We start from the raw sequence: 17762 nt of genomic DNA on the forward strand, positions 1-17762 counted from the left end.
CACGGCACTCCCGGACCACGTCAGGGCGCCGGAGATGTGTTCTACGCGACGCCGCCGGTCGCGTCGATGGTGCCCGACATGAGCAGCCACACGACGGCGCCGGCGAGGGCGAACCGGTAGAACACGAACGGCTTGTAGGAGTAGTTCCCGATGATCTTGAGGAAGCCGATGATCACGGCGTAGCCGACGCCGAACGCGATGATCGTCGCGATGATCGTGGCGCCCCAGCCGGGTGCGCCGGCCGGGAGGGGCTCGCCGAGGGTCTTGACCAGCTGGTAGAAGCCCGAGCCCAGCACGGCGGGCAGCGCGAGCAGGAACGAGTAGTCGGCCGCGGCCTTACGCGTGAAGCCCATGGTCAGGCCTGCGGTGATCGTGCCGCCGGAGCGGGAGACGCCCGGCACCAGCGCCAGGGCCTGGGCGAGGCCGAAGCCGAGGGCGCTGGGCCCCGTGAGCGACGTCAGCTCGCGCTCCTGGCGGCCGAAGATGTCGGCCAGGAGCAGGAGGAGCCCGAAGAACGTGAGCGTGAAGACCGTGATCCAGAGGTTGCGGAACGTGGTCTCGATGGCGTCCTGGAACAGCAGCCCGAGCAGGACGATCGGGATCGAGCCGAAGATGATGTACCAGCCCATGGCGGCGTCGTGGTCCGCGCCCGAGCCGGGGCGGCCGTGCCGCAGGTCCACCGAGCCGGACCGCGGGCCCAGGCCGGTGCGTGCGCGCCAGCCGGTGCCGTTCGCGCCCGTCAGCGCCTTGAACCAGGCGACGAGGATCGCGCCGATCTTCTTGCGGTAGTAGATGATGACGGCGAGCTCGGTGCCGATCTGCGTGATCGCGGTGAAGGCCGCGCCAGGATCGCCGGAGCCGATCAGCTCACCGACGATCCGCAGGTGGGCCGACGACGAGATCGGCAGGAACTCGGTAAGGCCCTGGACCAGGCCCAGAAGAATCGCTTCCCACGGGGTCACGGGCGGTGACACTACCCCACGGCGCGCCTCCGGACGCACCCGCCAGGGCCGAAGGTAGCCTGCCCGACATGGAACGACGCCGCGTAGGCAGGTCTGGCCTACGGGTCTCCGAACTCGGGCTCGGGACCATGACATGGGGCCGCGACACCGACGAGATCGACGCGGCCGAGCAGGTTCGGGACTTCCTCGACGCCGGCGGCAGCCTCGTCGACACCGCCGCCAGCTATGCCGACGGCGATGCCGAACGCGTCATCGGCACGCTGCTGTCCGGCAAGGTGGCACGCAACGAGCTCGTGCTCGCCACCAAGGCGGGCATCCGCTCGGAGTCGCGGCCCGACGGCGGCTCGGGCCGCGTCGTGGACGCGTCGCGCGGCGCCCTGCTCGACAGCCTCGACGAGTCGCTGCGGCGCATGGGGACCGACCACGTCGACCTGTTCCTCGTGGCCTGCCCCGACCCGCACACGTCGCTCGAGGAGACCTGCAACGCGCTGCGCATCGCCGTCACCACGGGGCGCGCCCGCTACGTGGGGCTGAGCAACCACCCGGGCTGGGCCACTGCGCGCGTCGCGACGCTGCTCGAGCCGGACGTCGGCCTGGCCGCCGTCGAGCTCGAGTACTCCCTGCTGCAGCGCGGCGTGGAGCGCGACGTGCTGCCCGCCGCCGACGCGCTCGGGGCCGGGCTGCTCGCCTGGTCGCCGCTCGGGCGCGGCGTGCTCACCGGCAAGTACCGGCGCGCCATCCCCGCGGACTCCCGGGCGGCCGGGGCCCTCGCCGGCTTCGTGCAGCCGTACCTGGAAGGTTCGGCGTCCGCCGTCGTCGAGGCGGTGGCGACGGCCGCCGAAGGGCTCGGCCGTACCGCCGGGGAGGTCGCCGTCGCGTGGCTGCTGGAGCGTGAGGGCATCGCGTCGGCGATCGTGGGCGCGCGGACGCCCGCCCAGCTTCGTTCGTCGCTAGGGGCCACGAGCCTCGAGCTGCCCTACGAGGTGCATGCCGCCCTCGACGACGTCTCCGCCCCCGAGATCGGCTACCCGGAACGCTGGTGACCGTACCGGCGTCCGTGCCCGCGTCCGTGTTTGTGGCGAGTCAGCGCTGCTGCGCAGGCTGCGGCTCTTCCTCCTCCACGGACTCCTCTGCCTCGTCCAGGTCGTCGTCGAAGTCGATGTCCTCGAGGTCCTCGTCATCGTCGTCGTCATCATCGTCGTCGTCGACCTCGTCGGCCAGGTAGAACGGCGTCACTTCGCCGAACACCGTGGCCAGGGACTCCTCGTACACCTCGTAGGCGTCGGCGAGCACGTCGTACGCGTCGTCGACGGCGGGGTCGTCGTCACTCCGGCGAGTGGCGACCGCGTGGTGATGGGCCTCGAGTGCGGCAATGAGGCGATCTAGCGCGGCACGCGGTTCTACGGTCATGCCTTGAACTGTAGCGCCAGGTCCAGGCCAGCGGGATCGCAATTCGTGATCGTTACTGCGAAGACCCCGGGGGCACGACCGCGCCGGTCAGGGACGTGCGGCACGGGGTCCGTCCGCTTCCCTGACCTGGGAACATGGTGGCGCTCCGCCGCGACACGCGACGAGGTGCGACCTCGGTCACTGTGCTGTACCGCCCGGTGGGTCACAATGAGCGCTACGAAGTGTGTTGCTGCCAGCCCGGCGTGGAAACCGGCATAAACTGACCTCACCCGTGACCCGAGGACGGTGCATCAGATGGCGAGAGACGGCTCCGTGTTCCGCAAGCACAGCCAGTACGAGTACCGCATCGTGACGTTCGATCCGGACACCAGCGTGCCCGACGCCCGCCGGTTGCTCACCGACGAGGCCGAGTACGGCCGCTGGGAGCTGGCAAGGACCCTTCTCTACATCGGCGGCAGACGTAAGGTCTGGCTCCGCCGCAAGATCATCAGGGTCTCCTCGACCCTCGACTGAGCCCGGTTCGCCGAAGTAGAGCGCCTGTCCGGGGTCTCCCCGGCGTGCACCGGGGAGACCCCGGACAGGCGCTCTACTTCGGCGAACCGCGGTCAGCAGGTCGCCAGGAGGCGGTCCAGGACTCGGGTGCCGAACTTCAGCGCCTCGGTCGGCACGCGCTCGTCGACGCCGTGGAACATGCCCGCGAAGTCGAGGTCGTTCGTGAGCTGCAGCGGCGCGAACCCGTAACCGGTGATCCCGAGCCGGTGGAGCGACTTGTTGTCCGTGCCGCCCGACAGCGTGTACGGCAGCACCTTCGCGCCCGGGTCCTCGGCGTCGATCGCCGCGACCATGGCGTCCACCAGGTTCCCGCTGAACGGCACCTCGAGCGCCGTGTCCAGGTGGATCGGCTCGATCCGCACGCGCGGGCCGGCGAGCTCGCGCAGCGTCGCCATGCCCGACTCCTCCTGGCCGGGCAGGAGGCGCACGTCGATGGCCGCCTCGGCGCGTCCGGGGATGACGTTGGCCTTGTAGCCGGCCTCCAGCTGGGTCGGGTTGGACGTGTTGCGCACCGTGGCGCCCACGAACTTCGCGACCGGGCCCAGCGCCGCGACCAGCGCGTCGATCGTCGCCGGGTCCTCGTAGTCGACGGGCAGGCCCGTGAGGTCCCCGACGCCGCGCAGCAGCGCGTCGACGGTCGGCGTGATCGTGTACGGCCAAGCGTGCTGCCCGATGCGCGCGACGGCGGCCGCGAGCTCGGTCACCGCGTTGTCCGGGTTGACCTGCGAGCCGTGCCCGGCCGTGCCGTCGGCGATCAGGCGCAGCCAGGCGATCCCCTTCTCCGCCGTCTGCAGCAGGTAGGCGCGCTTGCCGCCCACCTCGACCGAGTAGCCGCCGACCTCGGAGATCGCCTCGGTGGCGCCCTCGAACAGGTCCGGGCGGTGGTCCACGGCCCAGCGCGCGCCGTACACGCCGCCGGCCTCCTCGTCGGCGAAGAACGCGACGACGACGTCGCGCGCGGGCTTGCGGCCCTCGCGCACCATCTGCCGCACGACCGCCAGGATCATGGCGTCCATGTCCTTCATGTCGACGGCGCCGCGGCCCCAGAGCAGGCCGTCGGTCTCCTCACCGCCGAACGGGTCAACCGTCCAGTCGTCCTTGGCCGCCGGCACGACGTCGAGGTGCCCGTGCAGGACGAGGGCGGGCCTGCTGCGGTCCTCCCCCTCCAGCCGGACGACGACGGACGCGCGCCCCGGCTCGGACTCGAACAGCTCGGGCTCCAGCCCGACCTCGTGCAGCAGCTCCATGACGTACTCGGCCGCGGCGCGCTCCCCCGGGCCCTCGTTGTTCCCGTAGTTCGACGTGTCGAACCGGATCAGCTCCTGGCAGATCCGGATGACCTCGTCGGCGGCGGTGGGCACGGGCGTGGGGGTCGGAAAGGTATCGGTCACGGAGCCACCGTAACCGGCCCGTGCCGGACACCCGACACGGACCGGAAGGCGTCTCGCTGACCGAACCTCAGGCCAGGCCGCGGCGCTTGAGGAGCGGCGCGATCTCCGGCGCCCGCCCCAGCAGGTCCTCGAACGACGCGAGCGGGTCCTGCGACCCGCCGCGGGCGAGCAGCTTGCGGCGGAACGCCTCGCCGTTCTCCCGCGTCAGGCCGCCGTTCTCGGCGTACCACTCGACGGTGTCGGCGTCGAGCACCTCCGACCAGATGTAGGAGTAGTACCCGGCCGAGTAGCCGCCGCCACCGAAGATGTGGTTGAAGTACGTGGTGCGGTACCGCGGGGGCACCGCGTCGAAGTCGACGCCGGCCGCCGCGAGCGCCGCCGCCTCAAAGGGCAGCACGTCGTCGACCGACGTCGGCACCTGGTCCGGTGTCAGCTGGTGCCACGCCTGGTCGAGGAGTGCGGCGGCGAGGTACTCCGTCGTCGCGAAGCCCTCGCCCCAGATCCGGGACGCGAGCATGGTGTCCACCCACTCGGCCGGCATCGGCTCACCGGTCGCGTGGTGCACGGCGAAGGACCGCAGGATCTCCGGCTCCCAGGACCACATCTCGTTGACCTGCGAGGGGTACTCGACGAAGTCGCGCGGCACGGAGGTGCCCGACCGGGACGGGTAGCGCACGTCGCTGAGCAGCCCGTGCAGGGCGTGCCCGAACTCGTGGAACAGCGTGGTGACCTCGTCCCACACGAGGAGGGTGGGCTCGCCGGCGGGCGGCTTGACGATGTTGAGGTTGTTGACGACCACGGGCTTCTGGCCCAGGAGGTGGCTCTGGTTCACGAGGCTGTTCATCCAGGCCCCGCCGCGCTTCGACTCGCGGGTGTACCAGTCGGCGAGGAAGAGGCCGAGACCTTCGTCGGGTTCGCCCGGCTCGGGTGCGTCGAACACCTCGAAGACGCGCACGTCCGGGTGGTAGCCGGCCAGGTCGTGCCGTTCGGTGAAGGAGAGCCCGAACAGGAGGGTCGCTGCCTTGAACACGCCGTCGTGCACCACGCGTTCGAGCTCGAGGTAGGGGCGCAGGGCCGCGTCGTCCAGGTTGAACCGCTCCTTGCGCACCGCCTCGTTGAGGTAGGACCAGTCGGCGGCGGCCACTCCGGCCGTGCCGTTCACCTTCGCGAGCTCGGTCGCCTCGCGCCGCGCGTTGGCGACGGCGGCGGGTGCGAGCCGGGCGAGCATCTCGTTGACGGCGGCGGTGGTGCCGGCGGTGGCGTCCGCGGCGATGTAGGCGGCGTGGTGCTCGTAGCCGAGGAGCTGCGCGTGCTCGGCGCGCAGGCGGGCGAGCTCCAGGAGCACCTCGCGTGTGTCGGTCTCGCCGCCCGTCGCGCCGCGCGACGCCGAGGCCTCCTGGACCCGCGCCCGGAGGCCGGCGTCCGCCAGGGAGGCCAGCACGTTCTGGTGCGTGAAGAGCTGCATCTCCAGCAGCCAGCCCTCCTGGCCGCGGGCCTCGGCGGCCGCGCGCGCCCCGGCGACGGCGTCCGGGGACAGCCCGGCGAGCTCTGCCTCGTCGGTCACGAGCACGCTCGCCTCGTTGGCGCCCGCCAGGAGCTTGCGGCCGAAGCTGGCCTGCAGCGTCGTGATCCGGGAGTTGAGCTCGCGCAGGCGCTCCTGGTCGGCCTCGGGGAGCGCGATGCCGGACCGCTCGAACTGCGTGACGAGCTTGTCGAGCAGGTAGGCGGCGTCCGGTTCGAGCGCCTGGCCGGCCAGGGACTGCACCCGTGCGTAGAGGCGGGCGTCCATGCTGATGGCGTCCTGGTGCGCGGCGAGCTGCGGCGCGAGCCGCTCCTGGATGTCCTCCAGGCCGGGCGTCGAGTCTGCGGGCAGGGTGCCGTAGAACGCCGTCGCCGCGCGGCCGAGGAGCTGCCCCGCGCGTTCGAGCGCCTCCAGGGTGTTCTCGACGGTCGCCGGCTCCGGGTTGGTCGCGATGGCCTCGACCTGCGCGCGGTGCGCAGCCATGCCCGCGAGCACCGCGGGCTCGTAGTGCTCCTCGCGGATCGCCGCGAAGTCGGGCAGCTCGTACGGGAGGGTGGACGGGGCGGCGAAGGGGTTGGCCGGGTCGAGGACGGTGTCCGCGCCCTCGGTGGTGGTGCTCGCAGAGGTCATACCCACATCTTTACCCATGAGATACACCCGCCTGGCTCGTTGAGTGCGGGCTATTTGTGGGACAGGCGGCCGCTGTCCCGCAAATAGCCCGCACTCAAGGGGGTGTCAGCCGAGCACGCGCGGGTTGTCCGCGTGCGTCAGGGTCTCCCACGCCACGAACAGGTTGTTCGTGCCCTGCGGCCGCATGGACTCCGTCAGGGCCTGGGTGTTCGTCATCCCGTGACCCTGCCGGTTGTGCAGCGCGTTGAAGCCGACCTCGGTGATCGGGCCGAGGCCCAGGTGCACCGAACCGCCGCAGAGCCACGACGGGACGGCGGTCCCGCGCTGGTAGGTCGAGTGGAGCCCGAGCGCGTGCCGCAGCCGCTCCCCCACCTGCGGGTACAGGTCGTCACCCTGGATGGCGGCGGTCTCCGCGACGTGGGAGATCGCCGAGAGGCCGTAGCCGGTGTGCGTGAAGTCCCGGCAGGTCTCCTGCGACAGGCCGTTGACCAGCGTGCGCTGGTTGTGCCAGAACGCGAAGATCTGGTCGGGCGTGTCCCGGCCCGTGCCGGGCACGGTGCGCGGCACCGACCCGTCGGAGGTCAGGTAGATGAACGCGGGCACCCGTACGAGGAACCGCTGGCGGGCGGACGCGTACGCGTTCCGGTCGTCGAGGAAGACGGCGATGCCGACGGCGGCCTCCATCATCGACAGCTCCCAGTTGCCGTTGCTGCGGGAGCCGTTGATCACCTCGGGCAGGTAGACGTTGCGCAGCATCGTCTCGAACCGGTCGACGTCGGCCGCCGCCCAGCCAGCGCCCGTGTACCGGATGATCTCCGCGGCCCGCGGCCACACCGAGCCCGCCCACGCCGTCTGCAGGGGCGCGTTGGAATTGGTGTGGTCCCGGATCACGGGCGACCACGCGTTCATGATCGCTATCGACTTCTGCGCGTACCGCGTGTCGCCGGTGACCGACCAGGCGAGCGCGTGCGTGTACGCCGCGATGGCGTCCTCCCGCTCGTCGGTGCACCCGTAGTTGGGGTTGGAGTACGACCCGCACTCGACGACGGCCCGCGGGTGCGGCGTGTACGAGAGCGACGCGTACCGGCTGCCCATCATCGAGTCGTACGCCCGCCGCCACGGCTGCGCGCCGGCCTGCACCTGCTGGCGCACGAAGTCGAGCTGCGACCGGCTGACGTGGACCCCCGGGTGGGTGAAGGTGGTGGGCACGTCCGCCGGGACGGCAGCCGGCCCAGCGTCGGGCACAGCGGCCGGCCCGACGGCGGTGGGTGCGCCCGCCGCCGTCGTCGTCCCGCCGGCAGCCCCGCTCGCCGTCCCCGCCGTCGACAGCAGCATGCCGACGGCTACCGCGACGCTCACGCCGACGCTGGCCAGCGCCCCTGCCGCCCCGTGCCGTCCGGGGCGCATCAGAACCCCGCCGTGATGCGCGTGAAGTCGTACCCCGGCTGGTCCCGGTTGACGGACCAGAACGCGAACCGGGTCAGCCCGTTGTTCCGCGCGTAGTCGCGGATCTGCGTCCAGGCGGCCGTCGTGGTGATCTCACCCTGGTCGGAGCTCCCGTTCATGCCCGAGATGCCCATGTGGGCGTAGGCCTGCGCGTCGGTCCAGCCGTTGGCGGACTTGAGCTGGTTCTTCAGTCCCTCGGACGCGTTGATCGTGTCCTGCGCGATGTTCGAGGAGCCGAAGTTGAACGGCATGATCGTGTAGTTGTCGATCGGGACGCCCAGCTGTGCGGCCCGGTTGATCAGCCGGGTGCCCGCACCCTCCGGACCGCCGCGGCCGGTGCCGATCGTGACGGCGATCTTCACGTTCGGGTTGTTCTGCTTGACGATGATCAGGCCCTGCAGGATGCGGTCCTGGACGGTGTAGTTCTCGAACTCGTCGGAGTTCTCGATGTCGAAGTCGACGACGTGCGGCTGGTGCGCGTTGATGACCTGCTGCACCGCCCCGGCGAACGCGGCCGGCGTCGAGCAGTTCGGGCCGAGCTTGTTGCCGGACCAGCCGCCGAACGAGATCTGCACCTGGCCGCCCGCGGCCTTGATCGCGTTGATGGTCTGCTGGTCGACGCCGCCGGTAAGCGGGCGGCTGCCGTCCCAGGCGGGGTTGCAGCCGCCGGAGGACAGGATGAACGCCATGGTGAACGCCCGGATCCCCGTCTGGCTCATCACCGACGTGGCGCTCGGCGGGTTGCCCCAGCCCAGGTAGAGGTAGGGCGCGGCAGGCATCTTGGCCGGGTTGGGCTGCGGGTTGCCGCCGCCGGTCGGAAGGGTCCAGCGCTGGTTGGCGGCCCCGGCAGTGCAGTCCCAGAGCTGCAGGGGTGTGCCGTCGGCCGAGCTGGGCCCGGTCGCGTCCAGGCACTTGCCCAGCACGCGCAGCGTGCCGTCACCGCCGGCGGTCCACCGCTGCGCGGCGGTGCCGTTGCAGTCCCAGAGCTGGGCACGGGTCCCGTTCGCGGAGCTCCCGCCCGCCGCGTCGAGACACTTGCCGAGAGCGCGGACCGTGCCGTCGTCGCGCACGTCCCAGCTCTGCGCGTTCGTACCGTTGCAGCCGTAGAGCTGGACCTGTGTGCCGTTCGCGCTGTTGGCCGCGGCGACGTCGACGCACTTGCCGCCGTAGCCGGTGATCGCACCCGTGGCCGCCTGCGCGGGCAGCGCGCCGGCGCCGAGCGTCAGCGCGGTCACGAGTGCCATGGACAGAACCGCGAGGCCACCGAACACACGGCGCCGTAGACGTGCTTGCATGGTCGTCCTCCTTGATACTTTCAGGCTTGTAAGTAAGGAGAACTTACGACTTCTTTGACACCCGCAACATCAGGGCTTCCCCGTACACCGACCACAGCGCGCTACCGACGCACCTCCGTCAGGTTGCCCTCCGCGTCCAGGCGGATCTCCGCGTCCAGGTCCAGCCGGTCCAGGAACGTCTTGTCGTGGCTCACCACCAGCAGCGCACCCCGGTACGCCGACAGCGCGTCGACCAGCTGGTCGGTGCTCGCGATGTCCAGGTTGTTCGTCGGCTCGTCCAGCAGCAGCAGCTGCGCCGGTGGGTCGGCCAGGAGCAGGCTCGCCAGCGCCACCCGGAACCGTTCGCCACCCGACAGCGTCGCAACCGGCCGGTCCACCGCCGCGCCCCGCACCAGGAACCGTGCCAGGCGGTTGCGCAGCTCCCCCGGCGGCACGTGCGGCGCCCCCGCCCGCACGGCCTCCAGCACCGGTGCGTCATCGGCCAACACATCCACCCGCTGCGGCAGATACCCGACCCGCTCGGTCAGCACCTCACCCCCCGCCCCGCCTCGTTGAGTGCTGGGTATTTGTCGAGTGACATCGGTTTCGACCCGCAAATACCCAGCACTCAACGGCGCCGAGGTGGAGAGGAGGTGTTCCAGCAAGGTCGTCTTGCCGGAGCCGTTCGGGCCCGTGAGGGCTATGCGCTCCGGGCCCTGGATCACCACCTCCCGGCCGTCCGCGCCGCGGAGCACCGCCAGCCGACGGCCCGCCGGGACACCCGGGTCGGGCAGGTCGACGGAGATCCGGTCGTCGTCCCGCACCGCGCGCTCCGCCTGGTCCACCGCCGCCCGGGCCGCGTCCACCTTGTCGTCGAGCATCCCCCGGCGCGAACCCTGCGACTTCTCCGCGCTGTTGCGGCGGTCGTTGATCACCGCCTTCACGTACTTGCTGTTCGCGGCGTCCTTACGCCCCTTGCGCTCGCTGTGCGCGATCCGCTCCTCGGCCTCGATCCGCTGCCGCTTCTCCCGCCGCAGCGTCTGTTCGGCCGCGCGCAACGTCTGCGCCGCCGCCTCCTGCTGCACCTCCAGCCACGCCCGGTACTCCGAGTACGGGCCGCCGAACGTGGTCAGCGAGCCGGCGCGCAGCTCCGCCGTCTCGTCCAGCAGCTCCAGCAGAGCCAGGTCGTGCGAGACGACGACGAGCGCGCCTCGCCAGCCCCGCACGAGCTCGTAGAGGCGCTCGCGGGCGCCGCCGTCGAGGTTGTTGGTCGGCTCGTCGAGCAGCGCGACCGCGGCGCTCCCGTTCGACTGCCGCAGGCGGACGCCGGTGATCGCGGTCAGCATCGTCTCGCCGCCCGAGAGCGTCGCGACCGAGCGGTCCAGCCCGGTGGGCAGCCCGGTGGCCGAGAGCAGGGCGACGGCGCGCTCCTCGACGTCCCAGTCGTCGCCGACGACGTCGAAGTGCGCAGGGTCGACGTCGCCCGACTCGATGGCGCGCAGCGCGCGCACGACCGGCGAGATGCCGAGCAGGTCGGCGACCGTTGCGTCGACGTCGAGCGTGATCCGCTGCGGTAGGTAGTCGGCGGTCCCGCTCAGGGTGACCTTGCCCGACGTCGGCGTGAGGAGCCCGGCGACCAGGCGAAGCAGGGTGGACTTGCCGGCCCCGTTGAGGCCGGTCAGGCCCGTGCGGCCGCGGCCGAAGGAACCGGAGACGTGGTCGAGCGCGACGGCACCGTCGGGCCAGGCAAAGGTGACGTCGTGCAGCACGACGGAAGGGTTGGACAACATGGAAGGACTCCCGGGTGGTGGCTGGTGCCGACGCCGGGATGCCGCAACGGATGGTGCGGCGGGACAGGCGTCAGCGCGAGGTGGTCTCGTACCGGGAGATGCCTGTCATCACAGTCCTTCGGGTCGCTCCCTCACACCGCGGACCGCCCGCAGGAGCAGAGAAAGCCTGCCACGACCCCACGCCGAGGCGCAACGTGATTCGCGGCGCCCTTGCCGCGCGCCACGGTGCGCCCCGGCGAGATCAGCGTCCGGTCAGGACGGCCCAGCGGATGCGCTCGCTGCGCAGGAACAGCGCGGCCCAGACGCCGACGGCGTACAGGACGGGCATGAGCGTGTGCTCCGCCGTGTCCTCCAGCCGGATGTGCGCGGCCACGGCGCCGCCCAGGTAGGCGGTCAGCAGCAGCCCGCCGAGGAACGCCGTCCACGGCACGACGTAGAGGACCACCGCCGCGGCCTGCAGCACCCCGATCAGCAGGACGGCGGACGCCGGGTAGCCGATGGCCTCGAACATGCCGACGGACCGCTCGGACTCGGTGAGCTGGCCGTACGCGCCCTGGCCGAGGTTCACGGCGATCACGAGCGTGATCAGCCAGCCGAGCACGGGAGCGGCCCGTCCCGCGAACGCCATCCAGCCGCGAGCGCCGGCGGCGGGTTCGGTGTCTCGTGCCGAGGGTCGCGCTGCGGCCTGGGCTGCTGGGCGTGGTGCGGCGGATCTGACGGCCTCGGTGGGGCCTGGAGCATCGATGGTCATGTCGTGGTCTCCGTCTCGTGCGACGTCAGCGGCGCGGTCGAGGGAAACGTAGGACGCGGGTATCACCGCAGAACACGGCGCTAAACGTTTAATACGCCGAACTCGCTCAGCCGTCCCTCGTCGTGAGGCGGGCGTAGGCCAGCGAGATACCGATCACGAGGTAGCACCCCGCCCGGAACGCTCCCTCGGCCAGGCCGTCGAACGAGACCGGGTCACGGATCAGGTCGACCAGGCTGGCGAGCGACGACGGCAGCAGGTACGGGTGCAGCCAGTCCAGCGCCGAGATCTGCAGCAGCACGACGGAGACGATCAGCCCGCCGAGCACGCCGACCACCACCACCATCGGGTGCTCGGTGGACGCCGAGATCGCGAGCGCCACGGCGCCGATCGCCATCAGGTAGAGCGTTGCCCAGGCGACGGCGACACCCAGCCGCCACAGCACGTCGGCGATCGACAGCTCGGTCCCGGACATCGACACCAGGCCGTCCGTTCCCGCGAGGACCAGCCCTGTCACCAGGCCGGACGCGACGACGACGGCGGACGCGACCAACGCGACGACGAGCACGCCCACCGCCTTGACCAGCAGCAGCCGGCCGCGGGAGACGGGGGCGAGCAGCCAGCCGCGCAGCGTGCCGTTGGACTGCTCGCCGGCCAGCGCGTCGCCGCTCGCCATCGCCACGGTGAGCGGCAGCATGAGCATCAGCAGCGTCATGAGCGAGCCGAGCGGCAGCACGAACGCGCTGGTGGCCATCGTCACGAAGATCGGCGGGCCGCCGTCGGACGCGCCGGGACCGGCGCCCACGGGTCCGGCGTCGACCGGGGCGCCGCCGCCGTCGAGCGTCAGGTCGACGGCGATACCGGTGATCACCGGGAGCGCCGCGAGCAGGGCCAGCACCACCAGGGTGCGCGGACGCCGGAAGATCCACCGCACCTCGGCCCGCAGCAGGCGCCCGAGCGGGGCGCGCCGCCTGCCGGCCGGCAACCCCGGGACGACGGCGCCCGGCGCAGCCGCCAGGCCGTGTGCTGTCGACGTGGTCCCGGCCGTCATCGCGCCACCTCCGGCTCGTCCGTGTCCAGCTCGCCGACCAGCTCGCCGACGTCGTGCGTCAGCCGGGCGAAGGCCTCCTCCAGGCCGGTGCGCTCGCGCCGGGCCTCGTCCACGCGCGCGCCGCCGCGGACCAGCGTCTCGATCACCGTCGCGGGCGCCGTCGTCGTGAGGTCCACGCGGACGCCGCCCGGTGCGAGGCGGGCGGGGATCCGGTGGTCCCGCAGGGTGTCCACCGCTGCCGCGCCGTCGGGCGTGGACACGAGCAGCGTGGGGCTGCCGGACTCCAGCAGGTCGTCGAGCGCGCCCTGCGCCACCACCACCCCGGCGTTCAGCACCACCACGTGGGTGCAGGTGGCCTCGACCTCGGCCAGGAGGTGGGACGACACGAGCACCGTCACGCCGCGGTCGTGCAGCTCGGCGATGATCCGGCGGACCTCCTGCGTGCCTGCCGGGTCCAGCCCGTTCGTCGGTTCGTCCAGCACGACCAGCCTGCGCGGCGCGAGCAGCGCCGAGGCGAGCCCGAGGCGCTGCTTCATGCCCAGCGAGTACGCGCGGTACTTCTTCCTGGCCGCTCCCCCGAGCCCCACGCGCTCCAGGGCCGTCGACACCGCGCCGTCCAGGTCGCCGCCGGCCAGCAGCGGCTCGGCGGCGGCGAACCGCAGCAGGTTCTCCCGGCCGGACAGGAACGGGTGGAAGCCCGGGCCCTCCACCAGGGCCCCGACGTGCGGGAGCACCTGGTCGGCGGACCCAGGCATCGGCACGCCCAGCAGCTCGATCTCGCCCTCGGTCGGCTGGACCAGGCCGAGCAGCATCCGGATGGTCGTCGTCTTGCCGGAGCCGTTCGGCCCGAGCATCCCGACCACGGCGCCCTCGGGGACCTCCAGGTCGACGCCGTCCACGGCGACCGTGCCGCGGTAGACCTTGCGCAGCCCCCTGGTGCGGGCCGCGAGCACGGTGCCGGAGGCGTTCCCCGCCTGCGGCACCGCCACTTCGGCTCGCGCTGTGGTCACTGCTGGTCCAGCGCGTCGACGAGCACCTGCCGCGGCACCGCACCGGCCGCGATCCGGCCGTCGTCGGTGATGACGGCGCCTCCGACGGCGACCTGGACGTGGGTCCCGGAGCCGAACTCGCCGGACACCGGCGTGCCGATCTGCTCAAGCATCCCGCTGAGGTCCTGGCCGCCCTGCGGGCCGCCCTCGAAGGAGCCCGCGGACGGCGCCTCCGCAGGCGCCTCGCCGATCACCACCGTGTCCCAGCCGTCGCCGACCGTCGTCGTCCGCTGCTCGACGGCGTCCTCGCCCCCGGCGTCGCGGAGCTCGCTCGCGGCGTCGTCCGCCTCGGTGGTCTCGACCTTCGCGCCGTCCGGCGGTGTGAACTCGAACAGGTCGGCGTCCTGCGCGCCGAGCTCCAGCTCGACGAAGCCGAGCGACAGGACGGGATCGGACGTGCCGTTGGCGAAGACGTCGAACCGCAGCGGGATCCGCGTCTCCGCGTCGATCGCCACGGTGATCTCCCTCAGCAGCGTCTTCTCGGACGGCTTCGGCGTCAGCACCAGCTCGTACGCCGGACGGTCGGCGACCTTTGCGGTGCCGTCCACGAAGATGTCGCTGGTCGGGCGGAGGCGCTCGATGATCTCGGCCGCTGCCTGCGACGGGTCCGCCAGCTCGGCCTCCGCGTGCCCGCGCGCGGCGTCGGCGTCGGCCGCGTCCCAGGTGAGGCCCTTGGCCGTGCGTTCCTGCGAGTCGTAGGCCCACGCCTCCTCGGCGTTCTTGACGAACGTCAGCTCGGACGCCTGCCGTTCGACCTGGACCCGGGCGCTCTCCGCGCCGTCATGGAACACGCGCACCGTCTCGAAGTCGAGCGCCTCGGCCCCTGGTACGGCGGGCAGCCCGAGCTCGTTCTTCAGCTCGGCCACTCCCGCGAACGCCGGCGCCTCGGCCGCGAGCGCCGAGGCGACCAGCTCCTCCGCACCGACCTGGGGCAGTACCGGCTCGTCGTCCGCGCCCGCGGGCAGGGCGCTCAGCGCGAGGCCCGCCAGCCCCACGGTGATGCCAGATCCCGCGGCGACCAGTGCCTTCGTCCTGGGCCTCATGTCCGACTCCTTCGCTCTTCGACCAGTGTGCGCTACCGATACGTCAATCGATACGTCGACCGATACCGTCAACGATGCCCCCTGCCTGCTGAGACCTTCCTCAGGGAGCGGTCGCATGCGGTGACCTCGTGCGGGACGCCCCGGCAGGGCGTGCGATACGGCATGCTGGGCGGCATGAGGCCGCAGATCCTCGTGGTCGACGATGAGCCGGGCGTCCGCAAGGCGCTCGACCGCGGCCTGCGCGCGGAGGGCATGGACGTGACGGTCGCCGCGGACGGACCGTCGGCGCTCGAGCTGGCCCGCACGGGGTCGTACGACGCGATCCTGCTGGACATCATGCTTCCCGGCCTGTCCGGGTACCGCGTGCTGCAGGAGCTGCGGTCCGACGGCGTCGCGACGCCCGTGCTCCTCGTGTCGGCGAAGGACGGCGAGGTGGACCAGGCCGACGGGCTGGACCTCGGCGCCGACGGCTACGTGGTCAAGCCGTTCTCCTTCGTGGTGCTCCTCGCCCAGCTGCGCGCGACCCTGCGCCGGGCGGCGACGGGGTCCGCGCGTGACCGGATCCGGCTCGGGCCGCTGACGATCGACCGGGAGACGCGCACGGCGCGGTACGACGGCGTCGACGTCCCCCTGAGCCCGCGTGAGTACGCGCTGCTGGAGGCCCTGGCCGTGCGGGCCGGGACGGTGCTGACCAAGGAGGAGCTGCTGCACGAGGTGTGGGGCGACGAGTGGGCCGCGACCAGGAACGTCGTGGAGGTGTACGTGGGCTACCTGCGCCGCAAGCTGTCCGCGGCGGGCGCCGGCGACCTGGTCCGGACCGTGCGGGGCCGCGGGTACCAGCTCGGCGAGCCACGCTAGTGCGGGCATCAGGGCCGACGACGCCAGGCGGGCGCTGGGCGGGCACGTCGCTGCGCCTGCGGATCACGGCCCTCGTCACGGCGGTGACGCTGGCCTGCCTGCTCGGCCTCGCGACGGTCGCGGGCCGGGGCCTGGGGCCGCTGCTGACGGGCGCGGTGGACGACGAGCTCCAGGAGGTGCTGAGCGGCGCCGCGCGCTCCGTCGCCGCGGGCGGTGCACCCGCGGCGCCCGACGGACTGGCGGTCCGTGTCCTGGACACGGCGGGCAGTCCCGTCGACGACGGCGCACCGCCGGCACTGACGCGCGACGAGGTGCGCAGCCTGAAGGCCGGCACGCCGACCACCGCGGACGGCCGGGGGCCGGTCCGCTGGCACGGCGCCGTCGTCACCGCCCCGGACGGCAGCCAGCGGCTCGTGGTCGTCGGGGCCGGGCTCGTGGGGCAGCGTGCCGCCGAGGCGTCGGGCAGCCGGTGGCTGCTGGTGACGGCGCTGGTCGGGACGGTCGTCGCGGGGGTGGCGATCTGGTTCGCCGTCGGGTCGGCGCTGCGCCCGGTCGCGCGGATGCGCCGGTCCGTCCGCGGTCTCGCGCCCGGTGAACGCGTGACGGTGCCCGACGCCGCGGCCGGCGAGCTGCGCGCCCTGGCCGACGACTTCAACGCCCTGCTGGACCAGCAGGACGCCACCGCGGAACGCCTGCGGCGGTTCACGGGCGACGCCGCGCACGAGCTGCGGTCCCCCGTGGCGTCCATCCGCCTGCAGTCGGAGGTCGCGGTGGCCAACCCCGACCCGGAGCTCTCGCACGAGGTGCACGCCGACGTCCTGGCCGATGCCGAGCGGCTCTCGGCGCTGCTCGACGGGCTGCTGGTGCTGGCCCGCTCGGACGCCGGCGAGCTCCCGCCGTCCGAGACCGTGGACCTGGTGGGCGAGGTGCGCGCCGCCGTGGACCGCGCCGGGGAGCAGCCGGTGCAGTTGGTGGTCAACGCCATGAGCGGCGAGGCCTGGGCGGCCGCGGCGCACACCGAGGTCGAGCTCGTCCTCGACAACCTGCTGCGCAATGCCTGCCGGTACACCCGCACGCGCGTGGTGATGTCGGTGCTCGCGAGCCGGTCCACCGTCCGCGTGCTCGTCGACGACGACGGGCCGGGTGTCCGGCCGGAGCACCGGACGAAGATCTTCGACCGCTTCTACCGGGTCTCCGACGACCGCGCCCGCGCCTCCGGCGGCGCAGGGCTCGGCCTGGCGCTGGTCGCCGAGCTCGTCCGCCGCCGGGGCGGCCGGGTCGCGGTCGGCGAGTCGCCGGACGGCGGCGCCAGGTTCACCGTCGTCTGGCCCCGGGCGGGCTGAGCCCCTGGCCGGACAGGGCCGGACGAGCCGCACCACAGGTCACGGCGCAGGTCACGCCACAGGTCACGGCGCCTCCGCGGTGATGTACCGCTGCACGGTGGGCGCGAGCCAGGCGACGACGTCGTCGCGGGACATGTCCGCGGCCGGACCGAACTTCAGCACGTACCGCACCAGCGCCATGCCGAGCACCTGCGAGGCCACGAGTGCGGCGCGGCGTTCGGCGTCAGCCGGGTCGGGCACGAACGCCCGAGCGGCCGGCACGAGCTGGGTGCCGAAGACCTGGCGCAGGCGGTCCGAGCCGGACTCGTTGGTCACGCCCACACGCAGCAGGGTCCGCAGCACGGTGTCCCGCTCCCAAAGCTCCAGGAAGTGCGTGACCAGGACGACGCCCAGCCGGTCCGGGTCGATCGCGCTGAGGTCCGGGAAGTCGAGCTCGACGTCGATCACCGCGGCGAACAGGCCTTCCTTGGAGCCGTAGTAGCGCATGACCATGGAGGGGTCGATACCGGCGTCGCGTGCGATGGCGCGCACCGTCGCGCGTTCGTACCCGTCGGCCGCGAAGCGCTCCTTCGCGGCCTCCAGGATCGCGGCGCGGGTCGCGTCGGAGCGGCGCGGGGCTTCTGAACCTGTCATGCCAACAACTGTAGGCCAACATCTGTTGACGTGTGCTCACCACGCTGGCTAGGGTGGTCA

16 protein-coding genes are annotated in these 17762 nt (G+C 72.4%); 4 read left to right on the forward strand and 12 right to left on the reverse strand.

Annotation, left to right across the window (positions count from 1 at the left end):
- Window positions 1-41: 41 nt before the first annotated feature.
- Window positions 42-962 (reverse strand): undecaprenyl-diphosphate phosphatase, encoded by a 921-nt coding sequence (locus ACFO6V_RS05725; RefSeq protein ID WP_377133131.1) that lies wholly within the window; start codon window positions 960-962, stop codon window positions 42-44.
- 68 nt (window positions 963-1030) lie between these two features.
- Here ACFO6V_RS05725 and ACFO6V_RS05730 point away from each other — a divergent pair, with 68 nt between their 5' ends.
- Window positions 1031-2005, forward strand: coding sequence for an aldo/keto reductase (locus tag ACFO6V_RS05730; protein WP_377133133.1), 975 nt, complete (start codon window positions 1031-1033; stop codon window positions 2003-2005).
- A 40-nt stretch (window positions 2006-2045) separates the two neighbouring features.
- Here ACFO6V_RS05730 and ACFO6V_RS05735 read toward each other — a convergent pair whose 3' ends face one another.
- Entirely contained in the window at window positions 2046-2372 is a 327-nt protein-coding gene (locus ACFO6V_RS05735; RefSeq protein WP_377133135.1) for a primosomal protein, read from the reverse strand.
- 294 nt (window positions 2373-2666) lie between these two features.
- Here ACFO6V_RS05735 and ACFO6V_RS05740 point away from each other — a divergent pair, with 294 nt between their 5' ends.
- The gene (locus ACFO6V_RS05740) at window positions 2667-2885 is read left to right on the forward strand and encodes a DUF5703 family protein (RefSeq protein WP_377133137.1); all 219 of its coding nucleotides are present in this window, start codon (window positions 2667-2669) and stop codon (window positions 2883-2885) included.
- Window positions 2886-2977: 92 nt separating this feature from the next.
- On the opposite strand, the gene ACFO6V_RS05745 is transcribed toward ACFO6V_RS05740, so the two are convergent.
- The 9 genes from ACFO6V_RS05745 to ACFO6V_RS05785 form a co-directional block, all read right to left on the reverse strand.
- Window positions 2978-4315: a M20/M25/M40 family metallo-hydrolase gene (locus tag ACFO6V_RS05745; RefSeq protein ID WP_377133139.1), complete on the reverse strand. Its 1338-nt coding sequence runs from the start codon at window positions 4313-4315 to the stop codon at window positions 2978-2980.
- Between the two features lie 67 nt (window positions 4316-4382).
- On the reverse strand, window positions 4383-6467 hold the full coding sequence (locus ACFO6V_RS05750) for a M3 family metallopeptidase (protein WP_377133141.1): 2085 nt from the start codon (window positions 6465-6467) through the stop codon (window positions 4383-4385).
- 105 nt (window positions 6468-6572) lie between these two features.
- On the reverse strand, window positions 6573-7874 hold the full coding sequence (locus ACFO6V_RS05755; RefSeq protein WP_377133143.1) for an alginate lyase family protein: 1302 nt from the start codon (window positions 7872-7874) through the stop codon (window positions 6573-6575).
- Entirely contained in the window at window positions 7874-9208 is a 1335-nt protein-coding gene (locus tag ACFO6V_RS05760) for a ricin-type beta-trefoil lectin domain protein (protein WP_377133145.1), read from the reverse strand. Before ACFO6V_RS05760 ends, ACFO6V_RS05755 begins: the two co-directional genes overlap by 1 nt.
- Window positions 9209-9309: 101 nt before the next feature.
- On the reverse strand, window positions 9310-10977 hold the full coding sequence (locus ACFO6V_RS05765) for an ABC-F family ATP-binding cassette domain-containing protein (protein WP_377133147.1): 1668 nt from the start codon (window positions 10975-10977) through the stop codon (window positions 9310-9312).
- 241 nt (window positions 10978-11218) lie between these two features.
- Window positions 11219-11728: a DoxX family protein gene (locus ACFO6V_RS05770; RefSeq protein WP_377133149.1), complete on the reverse strand. Its 510-nt coding sequence runs from the start codon at window positions 11726-11728 to the stop codon at window positions 11219-11221.
- Between the two features lie 106 nt (window positions 11729-11834).
- Window positions 11835-12776 (reverse strand): ABC transporter permease subunit, encoded by a 942-nt coding sequence (locus ACFO6V_RS05775; RefSeq protein ID WP_377133151.1) that lies wholly within the window; start codon window positions 12774-12776, stop codon window positions 11835-11837.
- Window positions 12773-13786, reverse strand: coding sequence for an ABC transporter ATP-binding protein (locus ACFO6V_RS05780; RefSeq protein WP_377133153.1), 1014 nt, complete (start codon window positions 13784-13786; stop codon window positions 12773-12775). Before ACFO6V_RS05780 ends, ACFO6V_RS05775 begins: the two co-directional genes overlap by 4 nt.
- Window positions 13783-14868 (reverse strand): LolA family protein, encoded by a 1086-nt coding sequence (locus ACFO6V_RS05785; protein ID WP_377133155.1) that lies wholly within the window; start codon window positions 14866-14868, stop codon window positions 13783-13785. The genes ACFO6V_RS05780 and ACFO6V_RS05785 overlap by 4 nt, the downstream gene beginning before the upstream one ends.
- 174 nt (window positions 14869-15042) lie before the next feature.
- On the opposite strand from ACFO6V_RS05785, the gene ACFO6V_RS05790 reads away from it, so the two are divergent.
- Window positions 15043-15726 (forward strand): response regulator transcription factor, encoded by a 684-nt coding sequence (locus ACFO6V_RS05790; protein ID WP_377133157.1) that lies wholly within the window; start codon window positions 15043-15045, stop codon window positions 15724-15726.
- The gene (locus ACFO6V_RS05795; RefSeq protein WP_377133159.1) at window positions 15726-17069 is read left to right on the forward strand and encodes a sensor histidine kinase; all 1344 of its coding nucleotides are present in this window, start codon (window positions 15726-15728) and stop codon (window positions 17067-17069) included. The genes ACFO6V_RS05790 and ACFO6V_RS05795 overlap by 1 nt, the downstream gene beginning before the upstream one ends.
- Window positions 17070-17132: 63 nt before the next feature.
- On the opposite strand, the gene ACFO6V_RS05800 is transcribed toward ACFO6V_RS05795, so the two are convergent.
- Complete coding sequence (locus ACFO6V_RS05800; protein WP_377133161.1) at window positions 17133-17702, reverse strand: TetR/AcrR family transcriptional regulator; 570 nt, start codon at window positions 17700-17702, stop codon at window positions 17133-17135.
- Window positions 17703-17762: the final 60 nt, after the last annotated feature.

The organism is Promicromonospora alba (assembly GCF_042654905.1).
In the GTDB taxonomy this organism is placed as follows: Bacteria; Actinomycetota; Actinomycetes; order Actinomycetales; family Cellulomonadaceae; genus Promicromonospora; species Promicromonospora alba.